Annotated in this window: 17 protein-coding genes; 13 read left to right on the top strand and 4 right to left on the bottom strand. The window is 37.2% G+C overall.

From position 1 onward, the window contains the following. Both FFM62_RS08840 and FFM62_RS08835 read right to left on the bottom strand, forming a co-directional pair. On the bottom strand, positions 1-222 hold a 222-nt coding region (locus FFM62_RS08840; RefSeq protein WP_137604529.1), incomplete at its 3' end, for a helix-turn-helix domain-containing protein. An 80-nt stretch (positions 223-302) separates the two neighbouring features. Next, positions 303-1,160: an aldo/keto reductase gene (locus FFM62_RS08835; RefSeq protein ID WP_115471650.1), complete on the bottom strand. Its 858-nt coding sequence runs from the start codon at positions 1,158-1,160 to the stop codon at positions 303-305. A 157-nt stretch (positions 1,161-1,317) separates the two neighbouring features. On the opposite strand from FFM62_RS08835, the gene FFM62_RS08830 reads away from it, so the two are divergent. Next, positions 1,318-1,890 (top strand): TetR/AcrR family transcriptional regulator, encoded by a 573-nt coding sequence (locus FFM62_RS08830; protein WP_115471649.1) that lies wholly within the window; start codon positions 1,318-1,320, stop codon positions 1,888-1,890. A gap of 108 nt (positions 1,891-1,998) precedes the next feature. Here FFM62_RS08830 and FFM62_RS08825 read toward each other — a convergent pair whose 3' ends face one another. Together FFM62_RS08825 and FFM62_RS08820 are read right to left on the bottom strand one after the other, a co-directional pair. Next, on the bottom strand, positions 1,999-2,748 hold the full coding sequence (locus FFM62_RS08825) for an amino acid ABC transporter ATP-binding protein (protein WP_115471648.1): 750 nt from the start codon (positions 2,746-2,748) through the stop codon (positions 1,999-2,001). 3 nt (positions 2,749-2,751) lie between these two features. Continuing rightward, on the bottom strand, positions 2,752-3,453 hold the full coding sequence (locus FFM62_RS08820) for an amino acid ABC transporter permease (RefSeq protein ID WP_115471647.1): 702 nt from the start codon (positions 3,451-3,453) through the stop codon (positions 2,752-2,754). A gap of 431 nt (positions 3,454-3,884) precedes the next feature. On the opposite strand from FFM62_RS08820, the gene FFM62_RS08815 reads away from it, so the two are divergent. From FFM62_RS08815 to FFM62_RS08760, 12 genes are all read left to right on the top strand, one after another. Next, positions 3,885-4,697: a transporter substrate-binding domain-containing protein gene (locus tag FFM62_RS08815; protein ID WP_115471646.1), complete on the top strand. Its 813-nt coding sequence runs from the start codon at positions 3,885-3,887 to the stop codon at positions 4,695-4,697. An 80-nt stretch (positions 4,698-4,777) separates the two neighbouring features. Further along, the gene (locus FFM62_RS08810) at positions 4,778-5,053 is read left to right on the top strand and encodes an acylphosphatase (RefSeq protein WP_115471645.1); all 276 of its coding nucleotides are present in this window, start codon (positions 4,778-4,780) and stop codon (positions 5,051-5,053) included. Between the two features lie 96 nt (positions 5,054-5,149). Next, complete coding sequence (locus FFM62_RS08805; protein ID WP_115471644.1) at positions 5,150-6,046, top strand: prenyltransferase; 897 nt, start codon at positions 5,150-5,152, stop codon at positions 6,044-6,046. Between the two features lie 269 nt (positions 6,047-6,315). Then, the gene (locus FFM62_RS08800) at positions 6,316-7,464 is read left to right on the top strand and encodes an AI-2E family transporter (RefSeq protein ID WP_115471643.1); all 1,149 of its coding nucleotides are present in this window, start codon (positions 6,316-6,318) and stop codon (positions 7,462-7,464) included. A gap of 106 nt (positions 7,465-7,570) precedes the next feature. Then, the gene (locus FFM62_RS08795; RefSeq protein WP_115471642.1) at positions 7,571-9,016 is read left to right on the top strand and encodes a glutamate--cysteine ligase; all 1,446 of its coding nucleotides are present in this window, start codon (positions 7,571-7,573) and stop codon (positions 9,014-9,016) included. 57 nt (positions 9,017-9,073) lie between these two features. Continuing rightward, positions 9,074-9,484: a DUF6508 domain-containing protein gene (locus FFM62_RS08790; protein WP_115471641.1), complete on the top strand. Its 411-nt coding sequence runs from the start codon at positions 9,074-9,076 to the stop codon at positions 9,482-9,484. A 205-nt stretch (positions 9,485-9,689) separates the two neighbouring features. Beyond that, positions 9,690-11,039, top strand: a complete 1,350-nt coding sequence (locus FFM62_RS08785; RefSeq protein WP_115471640.1) for an amino acid permease — start codon at positions 9,690-9,692, stop codon at positions 11,037-11,039. Between the two features lie 69 nt (positions 11,040-11,108). Then, positions 11,109-12,002 carry an alpha/beta hydrolase gene (locus FFM62_RS08780; RefSeq protein ID WP_115471639.1) on the top strand — a complete coding sequence of 298 codons (894 nt, stop codon included), beginning with the start codon at positions 11,109-11,111 and terminating at the stop codon, positions 12,000-12,002. Between the two features lie 14 nt (positions 12,003-12,016). Next, positions 12,017-12,232 (top strand): hypothetical protein, encoded by a 216-nt coding sequence (locus FFM62_RS08775; RefSeq protein WP_075270467.1) that lies wholly within the window; start codon positions 12,017-12,019, stop codon positions 12,230-12,232. 331 nt (positions 12,233-12,563) lie between these two features. Beyond that, the gene (locus tag FFM62_RS08770) at positions 12,564-13,331 is read left to right on the top strand and encodes a LytR/AlgR family response regulator transcription factor (RefSeq protein ID WP_115471638.1); all 768 of its coding nucleotides are present in this window, start codon (positions 12,564-12,566) and stop codon (positions 13,329-13,331) included. Positions 13,332-13,955: 624 nt separating this feature from the next. Continuing rightward, entirely contained in the window at positions 13,956-14,729 is a 774-nt protein-coding gene (locus FFM62_RS08765) for a (S)-acetoin forming diacetyl reductase (protein ID WP_115471637.1), read from the top strand. A gap of 163 nt (positions 14,730-14,892) precedes the next feature. Further along, positions 14,893-15,837 (top strand): YihY/virulence factor BrkB family protein, encoded by a 945-nt coding sequence (locus tag FFM62_RS08760; protein ID WP_165845930.1) that lies wholly within the window; start codon positions 14,893-14,895, stop codon positions 15,835-15,837. Positions 15,838-15,873 lie beyond the last annotated feature (36 nt).

The following is a 15,873-nucleotide window of genomic DNA, read 5'->3' as shown; positions in this document are numbered from 1 at the left end:
CTCAAGTCGCCATTGAATTACCTTGATTTTAAAGGAATATTGATAATTTGTCTTACTTTGACTAGCGTTGTTTAATCCATAGACACCAAGTTCCTTGATATTAGTAACCCAGTTACGAATGGTGTCTGTTCCTTTAATACCAAACTTTTTCCGTATTTTATAAGGCGGAATACCTTGTAGGTACATCGTGACTGCTTCAATTTGTACTTCTTTTGAAAACATAGTAAAACCCCGTAAGTTTTGGAAATTACTCCAACTTACGGGGTTCAGTTCACTCCAACTTTTTGATAACTTATCAATTTTTAAAATTCAACTTGTGAGGCGTCTTGATGTGTACCAGCAACACCTTCTAATTGATCTAATGCGGCAATTTCTTCATCTGTTAATTCAAAGTCGAAGACAGCTGCATTTTGGTTAATGCGTTCAGCATGTGTTGACTTAGGCAAAGGTAAGAAACCATGTTGTAATGACCAGCGAACGAGTACTTGTGCAGCTGATTTATCATACTTTGCAGCAATCTCATTGATTTGAGGTACTGCAAGTAATGAACCAGTTCCAAGAGGTGAATAAGCCTCGGTGAGAATATCGTGAGCCTTGTTATATTCAACGACATCTTGTTCTAAGTCAGAAGGGTTGATAAATAATTGGTTGACCATTGGTCGGATAGTTGCTGTTTTAAGCAAGGCTTCAAGGTGCTCGATTTGGAAATTAGAAACACCGATTGCTCGAATCTTTCCTTCAGTATAGGCATCTTCCATATAACGCCAAGCTTCTGCATTGGCTTTATCCCAATCGCGTCGATTGATTAGTGGATTTGGCCAGTGAGTCAAATATAAGTCCAAATAATCTAAACCAAGTAAGTCTAATGATTTATCTAATGCTATTTTAGCGGCCTCATAACTATGACTGTCGTTCCAGAGTTTTGATGTCACAAACAGTTCTTCACGCGGGATACCAGAGTCTTTAATGGCACGGCCGACTGAAGATTCGTTACCATAAGCAGCAGCTGTATCTATATGACGATAACCAGCTTTTAAGGCATCTAAAACGCTTTGGTAAGCAACGTCCCCATCAGGTGTTTGCCAAGTTCCAAACCCAATTACTGGGATTTTGATACCATTTGCCAAGGTAAATGTATCTGTTAATGATGAAATAGTCATATATTTATACCCCGTATTCAATAAAATTCAGTCATTTTTGTTGACTAATCTACCCGTACAGTATAACAAAAAATATTAATAAACTAAATTAGATAGTTTGTATTCATTGACGAGATGGGTATAATAGTAGGGATAATAGATTGAGAGAGGATGCAAGATGTCAAAAGTTACAAAAACAGCAATTTTTGAAGCAACGCAAGCGGTCTTGAAAGAAAAAGGTTATGAAAAGGCACGTCTTGCTGATGTTGCACGTAAATTAGCAATTACGCCGGCAGCGTTATATAAACATTTTGCCAACCGCGATGCTTTATTTACCGAAATGGATAAAGATTGGCTAGAAGAGGTGGATGCACCTATTATAGAAGCTAGTGAGCGTGTACCTGCGGATAACCGTGTACAAGCGCTACATGATTGGCTGTGGTTACTCTCAACGCGACGTCAAGAAAGCTTTGCAGCGGCACCAGAAATGCTGGCGTTTTATCAATTTGAATTGGGACGACGTGAAAACTTGATTGAACCACGTTTAAAGGAGTTTGCGATAGCTGTAGAAAAAATTATGGCTTGGGATACATTCCGTCAACAACGTGGACAAACTGTTATGCAGACGTTTACGTATTTTTACCACCCATTTTTTGCTGGACGCTGGGATGATAATTTATTTCGGACGATTTTCGAAACAACTTGGCAAGAACTGCTACCAGTAGTGCAACAAGGATTGACTGGTAAATAGAATAATTAATAGTAATTAAAAAGGATTGGGAAATTTAATTTTCCCAATCCTTTTATATTTAAAATTATATAGTATAAATGTTTTTAAAAATGCCTTTGTTGTACTTACTTAATGCTCATCTTGATCAAATTTAAAGGCATTCAAGAAACGATGAATACGTGCCGTTGGTTTGTTAAAGAACTCATCCGGAGTACCATCAAAATCAATTTCACCATCCTCTAAGAACAACATCCGATCGGCTGCGTGGCGGGCGAAATCCATGTTGTGGGTCACAATAATCATTGATTGATTTTCTTGAGCTAGATTATTCAAGACACGTAGTACCTGGGCTTCAAGCTCAGGATCTAGAGCTGAAGTTGGTTCATCCAGTAGTAAATAGTCTGGGGCCATCGCCATCGCACGAGCAATGGCAACACGCTGCGTTTGACCGCCTGATAATTGATAAGGATAGCGGTTAGCCATGTCATCTAAGCCAACTGCTGACAATAGTTCATGAGCATGTTTTGTTGCGTCTGATTTTGATTGTTTTAGGACATGGACTGGAGCTTCGATCATATTACCCATAATCGTTAGATGATCAAACATGCGGGGTTGTTGGAAAACCATCCCTGTTTTACGACGTACCCAAAGTAGGGTATCAGTCGTTACGGGCTCACTGAGATCGATTGTACGATCATCAATAGTATATTTTCCGCTGTCAGGATGTTCTAGTAAATTCAGTGAACGTAACAATGTCGATTTTCCTGATCCAGATGGTCCAACAATTACTGTTGTTTCTTGTGGATTAAAAGTCACGTTAATGTCTTTTAGTGCGTGATGCTCAGCATAATTTTTATCAATATGTTCTAATTTCAGCATGATTTACCTCTGATCTTTTACGAAACGGTCGGCCCAACGTTGAATATAACGTTGAGGAATTGACAAAATAGTGACGAATAAAGCGTAAATAACAGCTACTAGCAAGTACATCTTTAATGGTTCGAAGTTAACGGCAGCAAGTTGCTGAGATAGATAGAACATTTCAACAATCGTTACAACTGAAGCCAATGACGTATCCTTAACTAATGAAATGAACGAATTTGCTAGCGTTGGAATAGAAATACGAGTCGCTTGCGGTAAGATAATGCGCATAAAAATCTGCCGGTCAGTCATTCCAAGAGCAGCAGCCGCTTCACGCTGTGTATCTGGAATGGAAGAAATGGAAGCACGGATTGCTTCTGAAGCATACGCACCAGTGTTGAGTGATAGCACCCAAACAGCCGCGATCCAACCAGATGGGGACAACCAACTAATGCCTAATTTTGGTAAACCATAAAAAACCACGAATAATTGCACAAGCATTGGCGTTGACCGGAAAATCCAGACGTAAAACCATAAGATAAGTTTTAAGATTTGCCAACCGAGTTTACCGAGACCAGTGGCATGTGGCACGTATGAGCGTAAGACAGCTACGGTAGCTGCAATAACAACTGCAACCACAAAAGAAACCAATGATAGTGGAATTGTGTACTTAATTCCAGCAACAATTAATTGTGGTGCATAAGTTGCAATGAATTCAAACATGAGCCTTCCTTTCAAAAAAGAGCACAAAAAAAGTGTTAAACAATCTCAGTCGTAAGATGCCTAACACGTTTTTGACGATTATTAAATTGGTGTACACCAAGATAACCTACCGCAAAAAACGCGTTAGGCTTTCACAAGCAACATAGTTATTTAATGTGATGTGAATCATAGTTATACTCCCTAAAATTGAAAATTTCGAATTACTAACTGCTTTTATTCTAGGGGTGTTACTAATTAAATGCAAGTAAAAGTTTAAAATAACCGTGCAGTTGACAAACGGATAATGGGCGGGGTATGATTTGCGTCAGAAACTAAAAGGGGTGACGATAATGAGTTTGGGGATGCGATGTTAAATTAACAGATGTTTTTAGCGACAAATATTACGGGCGATGAATAATATTAATCAAACACATCAGTTAAGGAAATATAAAATGAATAAATATACAAAAATTGCAGCCGTTGCAGCTGTTACGTTAATTACCGCAAGTAGTAGTGCTTATGCAGTTGTGCCAAGTGCACCTGCTAAATCAGTACCCGCTTATCAAAAAAATCTTCATAAAAAGGGAACGCTAACAGTCGGGCTAGAAGGAACGTACTCACCATATTCGTATCGTGACAAATCAGGTAAATTAACTGGGTTTGAGGTTGATTTATCAAAAGCTGTTGCTAAGAAATTAGGCTTGAAAGTCAAATTTACACAAACAAAATTTGATTCATTAGTTGCTGGGTTAGATTCAAGAAAGTACGATGTTGTGTATAACAATATGGGAAAAACAAAGGAACGTACTAAAAAGTATACCTTTGCCAAGCCATATATCTATACCAAGACAGTGATGATTACTAAAACAGGATCAGATATCAAGACAGCGGCTGATTTGAAGGGCAAAAAGTCAGCCCAATCGGCATCATCTAACTTTGGTCAGGCCGCTAAAAAGGCTGGTACCAATGTTGTGTCAGTACCAGGATTTGCGGAGGCGATTGATTTAGTTAATTCTGGTAAGGCTGATGTGACGTTGAACTCACAGGATTCATGGGGCGTTTATAAAAAAGCTCATCCTGAGACAAAGTTAAAGGCAAAAGTAACGAAAACTTTGGATAATACGTCATCTTCACCAATGTTAAACAAGAAAGACAAAGCTTTAGCAAAGAAAATCACTAAAGCACAAAAACAATTGGCCAAAGATGGGACATTATCTGACCTTTCAGAGAAATACTTTGATTCAGATTTAACAAAGAAGCCATAAATTCACGCTATAATGAGACTGGGGCAGTAATGTTCCAGTCTTTTTCAAACTCTGATTTTTCTGTTATTGGAGGAATATAAATGTTGATTGCAAAGAAAATTATCGTACGTGGCCGGGTGCAAGGGGTTGGCTTTCGATATTCCACAAAAAATATTGCTGATAAATTAGGCATTCAAGGTAATGTGTGGAATGAATCGGATGGTTCTGTGCATATTGAGGCCCAAGCGGAAAGCGATGCGATGTCGGATTTTATTTCAAAGATTAGTATGTCGCCATCGCCATATGCCCGAATAGATTCAGTTGATAGTAAGGATATCCCGATAAATGAGCATTTGCATCGTTTCAGAGCATTATAATTGCATAAGTAGAAAATCAGTCGACGTTGTTGCATTGCGCGACTGATTTTTTTCGTGTAAGCTGAGATGTCGAGAGTTTTTAGGAGGTTATGGTAGATGAGTATTAAAACATGGTTGAAATTCGTGGAAATTCAATCATTGGTTGCTAGTGTATTGCCATTGGTTTTGGGTAATTTATATGCGGCAATCACATATCAAGAATTTCATACGGGATATGCAATAGTTTTCGCAATTGTTGTCCTATCTTTGCAAATGGTTGCTAATGTTTGGAACAATATACAAGATTTTAAATCAGCAACCAGTGATGAATGGAAGAATGGTGTCAATAATATCATTGGTAAGGGTGGCATTTCACAACGTCAAGGTTGGATAACCTTATTGGTATTGGTATTGATTGCTGCTGTTGGTGGCTTATGGTTAGCGACACAAACAGGTTGGCCCTTGTTAATCATGGGATTAATTGGATTTTGGGTTGTTTATTGGTATGCTGGTACCCCGTTGCCTTTGTCACGCACGCCATTTGGTGAGTTAGCATCAGGGCTAACGATGGGATATCTCATCTTTTTGAGTGCAACTTATGTAAATATTGCGCCGACTTTCAATGGCGAACTTGTCTTTAAGGCGATTATTGCTTCAGCGATTGCCTGGTTTGCAATTGGTGATATTATGTTTGCCAACAATATTGGTGATTACGATGAAGACGTTGCAGAAGGACGGCACACATTAGCTTGGTACTTAGGTAAGGATCGAGCAGTTAAAGCATTTGGCTGGGTTTACATTGCTGGCTATGTGATGCTGATTATTGCAGTGGTTACTGGGATTTTGCCTTGGCTGTCATTGGTTGCCTTAGTTTCATTCCCAATTGTGATGAAAAATGTTAAAGCATTTCAAGCAAATCCAATCAAACCTAATTTTCCATATGCTATTAAAAATGCTGTCGTTATTTCAGTAACGTTAGCCATTGGTTTGATTCTCGCTTTAATTTTTAATTAGTAGTAATAATTAGTAATGCATTTTGACGATAAATTAATTTGTCAGAATGCATTTTTTATTGTGCAAGGGAAATTATGCTTGGCAAGTAGTAATGGCTTAATGATGTGCCTGTGGATAAAGTGTGCAAAACTTTTTGTTCTTATTAAGTTAAACTGAATTATATAGTTACAACATTCACAAATAAAACCGTCTCCATTTAACTGGTGATGGAAAATTTATGATTGCCTAATATCTGTTATAATTAGAAAAAATGAAAGTGAGGGTCTGAAGTGTTAGAACACGTCAAACGATCGAAAACATTATTTTGGACAATTGAACTGTTAGCCATTGCGCTATTAGTTTTGATCGTTGCACAATTACGCTTTATTCTAGAACCAATTGGTCAATTTATTGGTGCTGTTTTTGTCCCATTAATTATTTCAGGATTTTTGTATTATATCTTAAATCCGGTGGTTGGAGCATTGCAAAAGGTGCCATTAGGTAAGACAAGGCATGTTAGTCGAGGCTGGGCTATTACCATTGTTATGTTGCTATTATTAGGTATTTTGGGAGCCTTGTTACTAACATTATTACCAGCCTTAGTTGATCAAATCGCCAGTTTAGTAAAAAATATTCCAGTATTAGTAGATACAATTCAGCATTGGGCTAATCAACTTAGCCAAATTAATTTCTCTAAAGAGTATGGTATTGATTTTAATTTCGATAAGCTACAACAAGAAGTGCAGAATATTGGGAAAACTGTCGTATCAGGTATGGCAACTAGTTTAAGCGCGGTGATTGCCAAATTAACTAGTTTCACAGTGACAGCGATTACCGTACCAGTAATGACGATTTACATGCTATATGATGGTAATAAACTGGCACCTTTTATTCAGAAAATTTTTCCAAGTAAACAACAAGCAAGGATTTCTGACATATTAGGAAGATTAAACCAGACACTTGCGCAATACATTAGTGGCCAAGTGTTAGAGATGATTTTCGTTGGTGTATTTACAGCCGTTGGTTACTTTATGATTGGTCAAAAGTACGCTTTGCTGTTAGGTGTATTTGCAGGTATAACCAACATGATTCCATATGTTGGTCCTTATATTGGATTGGTTCCAGCATTATTTGTTGCTTTAACAGATTCGTTTTGGCAGGCAATTTGGATCATTGTTGTTGTGTTGATTGTACAACAGGTTGATAGTAATTTAATTTACCCACGTGTCATGGGGGCATCTTTGCATGTTCATCCATTGACTATTATTGTTTTGCTATTAGCTGCTGGTAATATAGCCGGCATTGCAGGTATGATTTTAGCAGTACCATTTTATGCGGTTATTCGGACAGTGATTGTTTATGCTTGGCAGCTTTGGCAGATACAGCAGATGCCTGAAGTAGATACAGAAAAAACTATAATAGATGAAGAGACAATTTAATTCATAGTATTCTTTAGAAAACAATAAGGTATGGCCCTGGTGTATGGTAGGTTACCATGAACAGGGCTTTTCCTATTTGAGGACAGATAATTGAGAGGCATCACTTATGGTAGCTAATTTAAAATTAGGAGAACTAGTCGATAAGTATAATTTATATGCAGAACTTATTGATGGTAAATTTGGTATTGAACTTGAGACTCATCGGGTAACACGAAAGGGTCGGCTAAGTCGCATCAATCATTCAACAAAATTAGGTTCGAGACAAATTCATCCCTACCTACAAACCGACTATAGTGAGACACAAGCTGAGTTGGTGACAGAGGCTGTAGGTTCATTTGAAGAAGCACGTGATCGTTTACTACAATTACAGTGGATTTTACGTAGTTATATGGCAGATGATGAGTCAGTCTGGCCATTGAGTATGCCACCTCAATTAAAGAAAGACGATCTGCAATGGTTGGATGAAACCTTTGAGAGAACTTGGGTTCAGGATTATCGTGATTGGTTATTGCATAAATATGGTTCTACTCATGAAATTATGACAGGTGTACACCTTAATTATTCTTTGTCAGACACCTTATTGCAGCACTTATTTGAAGCCAGTGACCGAACTGATTTTAAAGAATTTAAAAACGACGTTTATTTTCACATTGCTCGTCAAATTGTTGCCCATAGTTGGTTCTTTGATTATTTATTTGGTGCAGCGCCATTTAATTTAAATGATTCCGATTCAAGAACGCCACAATTCACCAAGCCAGTCCGTTCATTACGAACCAGTGAGTATGGTTTTGTTAATGATCAAGGAGAAAAGGTAGCTTATGATAGCAATTATGTTGATCATCAGCGACGAATCGAACAGCTGATATCACAAGGTAAATTATTCTCGGAACATGAAATATATGGGCCTGTCCGATTTAAGCGTAAAACAGATGATGATGACGAAATTGATTACCTAGAAATTCGCATTTTGGATACGAATTCATTTGATATTGCTGGTATTTCTGAAAATGATTTAAATTTAATTCATTTATTATTAATTTATTTTTTGATCAGTGACGATGAATTAACTGAAGACAGCCTTCAAAGCAATGAAAAATTAGCAAATGATGTTTCATTACAACAACCGACAGAAACTTTGGCTAATAAAAAAGATGCATTAGCGATTATGCAAGATATTTCGCAATTAGCTGATCATTTTGGTATGAGGTTTAATGATGGTCTGTCATTGATTACGGATCGTGTGTTAACACCAACTAAAACACCGGCTGCCAAGATGATATCAGCAGCACCTAGTGTGACTGATATGCAAACATGGGCAACAACGCTTGGTAATGAACGGACTGATTATTTTAAAGCACATAAAGAAGAATTATTTAGAGACTACTTCGGTGAGGGAAATCTGGCGCAGGTTGTTCATGATGCTATTGTCGCCGGTATACGTGTGCTAGATTTTGATTCACAGCAGGTGTCGCTAAAATTTGGTGATCATCTAGAAGTGGTGACAGAGTCAACTGATATTAGACAGCTGTTTCCGGAGTTGAATATTTACTAACATAAAATAAGTGATACAATGACAGTTAGTGATTAAACGATTCGGAGGATTTTGATTGTGAGAAGACAACATCCGTTTGATTTTGAAAAATGGGATAAATATTTAGCTGAAGCTGAGGGAGTACCCGTGACTTGGGTAGCAGGTGACCATATGACAACTCACCCAAGTTACGATAGTCGGATGATAGCTTTAGCGCAGGCTTTTGAATGGTCTGATTTTTATGATCAAAACTTTGATCGGACATTACATCAAAAAGAACATGATCAGTTATTAGAAGAAGATGTTGAGATGATCGCACGAACGGGCCGTGATTTTCGTGAATTACGTGCGGTGACATCAGTGGTCATTCATGGCGAAGTTCGCTTAGAAGGTATGTGGGCAGCGATGCTAGAGAAAGGTATTTTACGTCGTCTGTTAAATAGATTACAAATGCAAATACCAGAAGACTTTCCAGGTCCCAATTATTAAAGACGTTTAGGCGCCTAAATTTTCCATTATTTTTGGTTGATTTAGGCGCTTAAAGTGTTTAAGATGGCTTATTTTTTTAGAAAAAATGAAAGATAAATTTAATTCTAGTTTTGAAAAATTTGAAAATTCTTATATACTAGTTAATATGTCTGTGAGAGATTCAGCAAAGTAGTATGAAGTATTTAATAAAAAAGGAAGTGTGAAGATGTCACAACAAAAAGGTTCCCCTCAGAAACTGGAAAGAGGGTTGACTGGCCGTCATGTTGAGATGATTGCCTTGGGAGGAACGATTGGTACTGGACTGTTCCTGGGAGCAGGTCGATCCATCAGTGCGGCAGGACCTGCCATCTTACTGGTCTACATTATTGTTGGGCTTTTTATGTTTTGGATGATGCGCGCGTTGGGGGAGTTATTACTAACTGACCCTAACCGAGCAACCTTTGTCGGATTTATTGAAAAATATGTTGGGCCCAAAGCAGGGTTCGTTATTGGTTGGACTTACTGGATTGGCTGGATCATCATTGCCATGGCGGAATTAACGGCTGTTGGAAATTATATGAACTTCTGGTTTCCTAATGTACCCATCTGGATATGGGAATTAGGATTCCTAGCCGTCTTATATGGTATTAATATCATTGCTGTTGCTGCCTTTGGTGAAACAGAGTTTTGGTTCTCAATGATTAAAATTATTGCCATATTGGCGATGATTGCTACTGGTGTGATTATGATGGTCTTACATACAAAGACTTCGTCAGGTGTCACATCTATTAGTAATTTATGGCAGCATGGTTTTGTTGCTCACGGTGGTCGCCACTTGCTATCGGCATTTCAAATGGTATTTTTTGCTTTCTTAGGAATTGAATTTGTTGGTATGACTGCTGCAGAAGCACAAGACCCTTATAAAAATATTCCGAAGGCTATTAATTCGATTATTATGCGAATTTTAATTTTCTATGTCGGTGCATTGATAGCTATTATGTGTATTCAACCATGGACGAATTATAGTGCTGGTGAGTCACCATTCGTGCAAGTGTTTGCAGGTATTGGTGTGACAGGAGCAGCAGAGATTATTAACTTTGTTGTTTTGACTGCAGCAGCATCGTCATTAAACAGTGCTATCTTTACAACTGGTCGTATGTTGTTTTCGTTATCAGAAGGTAAGGGATACGCAGGTCAGTTAAACAGGCGTTATATTCCATTTAATGCAATTAACATTTCAACAGCGCTTATTGCATTAGCAGTTGTGTTGAATTTCTTCTTCCCAGCTAATGCCTTTGATTTAGTAACGTCAGTTGCATCTGCAGCCTTTGTTGTTATGTATGCTGTCTTAGTATATGCTCATTTGAAGTATCGTAAATCAACGGACTTCAAAAATGGTAAACAACTGTTTAAAATGCCTGGTGCACCAGTTACGAATTATCTAACTATCGCATTTTTGATTGGTATTTTCTTGATTTTGTTGTTTACACCGGATACCATGCCAACAACCGTCTTGGCAATTGTCTGGTTCGTGATAATGATTATTATAAGTTTGAGAATAAAGAGTAAAAAATAGTGTATGATGAAAGGATAGTTGTGTAGGCAATTATCCTTTTTTATTTAAGAGAGATTTTAGGGGGTTAATATGGCAGAGAGATTTATTGATCGTGATTATCAACGGACGGTCGCAAAAACAGATTATATTGAAAAACAATGGCAAGATGTGTCTTACATGGCGGGTGCCCGTCGTGATTTAGATATTTATTTACCAAATGAAGGTCAAGGGCCTTTTCCGGTAATTGTGGATGTCTTTGGTGGTGGATTAGTTTTTGGTGATAAGAGTTCACACAAACTTGAACCAGCACTAAGGCTTTTGGATAGAGGATACGCCGTTGCTAGTGTGTCATATACTTTGATTCAAGATGCAGATTTTCCAACGCAGATTTATGAAATCAAAGCTGCTATTCGTTTTTTGCGTGCGCACGCTGACGAGTATCAACTAGACATGGATCATGTTGCCTTAATGGGAGAGTCTTCAGGGGCTCATTTAGCATTATTGACAGGTGTTACAGCATCAGCCAACGCCATGTTCAATCATGATTTTGGGGAAGCTGCTAGTGAATCTGAAAAGGTAAATGCAATTATCTCTTTGTATGGCCCATACGAATTTGATAAGTTTTCAGAGCAATTTGAGGAAAGTGGCGTTATACCTAAGTATCCAGAGACTGGGACATCAGAATCCTTTGAAGGGCAGATGTTTAAGCAACAAGCTCCCAAAGATGTGCCAGATAAAGTGAAGGAATACAACCCAGCAACGTATTTCAGCACTGTAATGCCACCGATATTGGCATTTGCAGGAACCGCTGACTTTGTTGTACCATACCAACAGACGGTGAATATGATAGCAGCTGCTCGTGAAGTGGTTAGTGATGACCGAGCAGAAGTCCATATCGTGGATGGTACAGGTCATGGTCCGGATGCTTATATGACACCCGAAAACACAGAAATAAAGGCTAATTTTTTAAAGAAATGGCTGTAAATTGAGGTTATATAATGATAGGTGCTTTTGGAAAAACATTTTTTCGAGCAACACCACGGCAACTGTTTGTACAGCTAATGATTGATATATTGTGGTATTTAATTTTTAAACCCACGGATTCATTTTCGGTGTGGGTCTATATTATTATCTTACCAGGATTTGATCTAATATCGGCAGTTGGTAGTTTTTGGAACTATGTTAAAGATAACAAACCTGAAGAAAATAAATAATGTTTCACATGGAACATTTTATAGGAAAGCAGATGATTCTTTTAAAGAGTCATCTGCTTTTTTAACGTTAAATAATAAAAAGTGGACGGTTAAAATTATTTTTAATAGGGGTAATAAAAGAGCTTTAGGATGTATATATGTGGGAAGGAGGTTCTTTAATTTGAAATGGGGTTAACCTTTATAGCACAAACAATATTTATTAGATAAGGGTTAGGAAATCAAAAATTAAAATAATGGACAATTTTTCCTAATTTGTGTCTTTTATAAATGGAAATAGTCTTGATACTAATTAGAAATAAAAGGGTTAAAAATTAGTGGTGGAGGATGAATAGTGTTAGAAATAATAATATTAGAAGATAGTCGACATCACCTAACTTGGATATCTAATTTTATTAAGCGGTATACAGAATTTGAAGAATTAGATACTAGCATTAAGCTTGTAACAAGTGATGTTCGAAGTGTTCAAAAATTTGTGAAAATGAGTAATCATCAAAATATTTTGTTCTTTTTAAATGCAGAATCACTAGCTAGTGATCTTAATATTATTGAATTAGGGAAGTATATTAGACATTGGTTACCACTGGCTAGTCTTGTTTTTATTAACGGACATGATAAATTATCAACGCTGATATTAGAACATCGGTTAACGCCCCTGGATTGCATTTCTAAAAATAAAAATGTTGATGATATAGAAGACGCAATTCGGGAAGATATTAATATTGCCTTGGGTTTAGTGGTTAGTCATATGAAAAACAATCCGGAGAAATTCGTTTATAAATTACATACACGCTATTATGATATTCCAATTTCAGAAGTCCTTTACGTTGCCTCTAAACCCAATCACGTTAATCGTGTCGTGCTTTATGCTAAAAATAAAATTATTGAAATTAATGATTCACTTTCAAGTATCGAGAAACGACACAAAAATTTATTTCGTTCTCATAAAGGATTTGTTATTAATTTGATGTCTGTTAGTTATTTTGATATTAGGCTTAATCGTGTTTATTTTGATGTTGATAATAAAATATGGTGTCCATTATCTGTGCGCAAAAAGCAAAATTTTAAGAAAGCCTGGCAACGAATCCATAGGTTAAATTAACGGTTAATAGTAAAAAATCAACGATAAATTTTTATTATCACGGATTATAAAAAAATAGATACGATGGTTTGGAAAGGAGGTGAGTACTAATATATTGATGGCATGTTGATATATTAAGTTTTTGATGTGGTCTTCGAAGAAATACCGGCGATTAACTCCTGTACATCTATTATTATTGATTACAGGGAATGAAGTCGTTGAGTTAGTAACGAGTAATCAATTCAATTTAGGTGAAACATTTCAGAAGTATCTTGCATTTGGAATTGTTATTTATTTAGAAATTCAAACATATTATCAAATAAAAAATGACGTTAACTAACATTTGGAATATATGGTATGCACTGATTTTTTAATAAGTGGTAGCATTAAACTTTTTATAACCGGCAGTTAACAGAAGTTTATATGTTTAAAGCTAGTTAATGAATTATGCATATTGAATTATAATATGCGTGAACCAAGTTGAATATCCCATTATTATCTAAAAAAGAACCGTTTAATTAGTTTTAACTACCACTAATTAAACGTTTTTTTATTCCAGTGAGGTTAATTGTGAAACTATTAACAAACTAAAGGATTTATGCTAAACTATAGTTGTTTCAAATAATACTACTGGAGGAATTCGTAATGACAAAGAAAGTCGCAATGGTTACTGGTGGTGCACAAGGTATTGGTGAAGCAAGTGTTCGTCGTCTTAGCGCAGATGGATTTGCAGTCGCAGTTGCTGATTTGAACGAGGCAAAGAGTAAAGAAGTTGCAGATGATATCGAAAAGAACGGTGGATCTGCAATGGCAGTCAAGGTAGATGTTTCTGACCGTGATGGTTTCTTTGCAGCGGTTCAAGAAGTTGCTGACAAATTAGGTAGCTTTGACGTGCTAGTAAATAATGCTGGCCTTGGTCCTACGACACCAATTGATACAATTACTCCTGAATTGTTTGATAAGGTTTATCATATTAATGTTGCTGGAGATATCTGGGGTATCCAAGCAGCAGTTGAACAATTTAAGAAGCAGGGCAACGGCGGAAAGATCATCAACGCAACTTCACAAGCTGGTGTTGTTGGTAATCCAAATCTTGCTTTGTACAGTAGCACTAAGTTTGCGGTACGTGGTCTAACGCAAGTTGCCGCACGTGATTTGGCTGAGGAGAACATTACAGTTAATGCTTATGCACCTGGTATTGTTAAGACGCCAATGATGTTTGATATTGCCCATGAAGTTGGTAAGAATGCAGGTAAGGATGACGAATGGGGTATGCAAACCTTTGCGAAGGACATTGCATTAAAGCGTTTGTCAGAACCAGAAGATGTTGCTGCTGCAGTGGCCTTCCTTGCTGGACCAGATTCAAACTACATTACGGGTCAAACTATTGAAGTTGATGGTGGTATGCAATTCCACTAATGAATAATTAATTTAAATTTTAAACTGATGATAAATCGTTATATAGATTTGTCGTCAGTTTTTATTTTATTAGAAATGGTATGTAAATATCATAACTTAGTATTTGCTATCTACATCAAACATTGAGATACTGGGTGTATATTTAGTGAAGGAGGGAGTAAGCATGCGACAAATTCTTGTTGATGTTCACCGCCTAACAAAGAAATTTCAGATTGAACAATTCCAAACGTTTTTGAAACGCGGAAATCTCAAAATGGTGGGCCCGACTATTACATATTATGCCTTATTGTCGATGGTTCCTATTTTGATGAGTGTTGGTGCGGTTGCCAGTTTGGCGGGGCTGAGTGCGAACGAATTAATAACATTACTTTCGGAACAGCTTCCAAGTAATATTATGTCGATTTTAGAGCCGATTATTAAATCGGTCCTAAAAGGTGGCGTCGGAATCTTGTCATTTTCAATTGTGACAACGATTTGGGCAGCGAGTTCAGTGCTAGCAATTATTCGTAAATCATTTAATGCTGTGTATGATGTACCAGAACGGGTCAGTGGTTTACTGACGCGTGTGTTTAGTTTTTTATGGTTACTGGTTATTTTGGTATCAGCGGTTGTCGTAATCGTTGTTAGTGCATTTTTGCCAGCGATTATTGCCGCTATTCCAGGAATCGGGTGGCTAGAATTTATCACGAAACAACGTTGGCTGATTACTTTAGCGGGTGTTTGGGTGATGATGTGTGTATTCAATGCAGCGTTACCAGCTAAAAGGATTGCACTAAAGCCGCTGATCATTGGATCGGGTATTGAAGTTGTTTTGATGATCATTTTGAACTATTCATTTGGGTGGTATGCGCAATTTACTGTAAAAAATGTTGGTTTTTATCAATCATTAGGATCATTGCTTGTGCTAATTGTCTATTTGAATTTAATTGGAACAATTATGGTGATTGGACAGATTTTGATTGCCTGGTTAGAAGGCCTTTTTGCTACTAGTTTGAATCCGGAAGACCCTGTGCCAACGGCTGCTAAACGTCCTGCAGCCCAGCGGCGACCAGATGGGAATTTGCGAAAAATCACAAGTGGCAAGCGTCGCCGAAAAAAGCGCCGTTAAAGGCTTGGTTGTGATTTTTTAAACATAAAAACACCT

Source organism: Weissella thailandensis (assembly GCF_005405465.1).
GTDB classification, from domain to species: Bacteria; Bacillota; Bacilli; order Lactobacillales; family Lactobacillaceae; genus Weissella; species Weissella thailandensis.
The sequence above is the reverse complement of the archived record's forward strand: the minus strand, read 5'-3'. Positions and strand labels throughout refer to the sequence as shown.

Coding starts and splice junctions, on each gene's coding strand:
- FFM62_RS08785 (WP_115471640.1), top strand. CDS start 9,690: ATGTCACAACAAAAAGGTTCCCCTCAGAAACTGGAAAGAGGGTTGACT.
- FFM62_RS08805 (WP_115471644.1), top strand. CDS start 5,150: ATGAGTATTAAAACATGGTTGAAATTCGTGGAAATTCAATCATTGGTT.
- FFM62_RS08815 (WP_115471646.1), top strand. CDS start 3,885: ATGAATAAATATACAAAAATTGCAGCCGTTGCAGCTGTTACGTTAATT.
- FFM62_RS08820 (WP_115471647.1), bottom strand. CDS start 3,453: ATGTTTGAATTCATTGCAACTTATGCACCACAATTAATTGTTGCTGGA.
- FFM62_RS08760 (WP_165845930.1), top strand. CDS start 14,893: ATGCGACAAATTCTTGTTGATGTTCACCGCCTAACAAAGAAATTTCAG.
- FFM62_RS08765 (WP_115471637.1), top strand. CDS start 13,956: ATGACAAAGAAAGTCGCAATGGTTACTGGTGGTGCACAAGGTATTGGT.
- FFM62_RS08835 (WP_115471650.1), bottom strand. CDS start 1,160: ATGACTATTTCATCATTAACAGATACATTTACCTTGGCAAATGGTATC.
- FFM62_RS08795 (WP_115471642.1), top strand. CDS start 7,571: ATGGTAGCTAATTTAAAATTAGGAGAACTAGTCGATAAGTATAATTTA.
- FFM62_RS08780 (WP_115471639.1), top strand. CDS start 11,109: ATGGCAGAGAGATTTATTGATCGTGATTATCAACGGACGGTCGCAAAA.
- FFM62_RS08830 (WP_115471649.1), top strand. CDS start 1,318: ATGTCAAAAGTTACAAAAACAGCAATTTTTGAAGCAACGCAAGCGGTC.
- FFM62_RS08775 (WP_075270467.1), top strand. CDS start 12,017: ATGATAGGTGCTTTTGGAAAAACATTTTTTCGAGCAACACCACGGCAA.
- FFM62_RS08810 (WP_115471645.1), top strand. CDS start 4,778: ATGTTGATTGCAAAGAAAATTATCGTACGTGGCCGGGTGCAAGGGGTT.
- FFM62_RS08825 (WP_115471648.1), bottom strand. CDS start 2,748: ATGCTGAAATTAGAACATATTGATAAAAATTATGCTGAGCATCACGCA.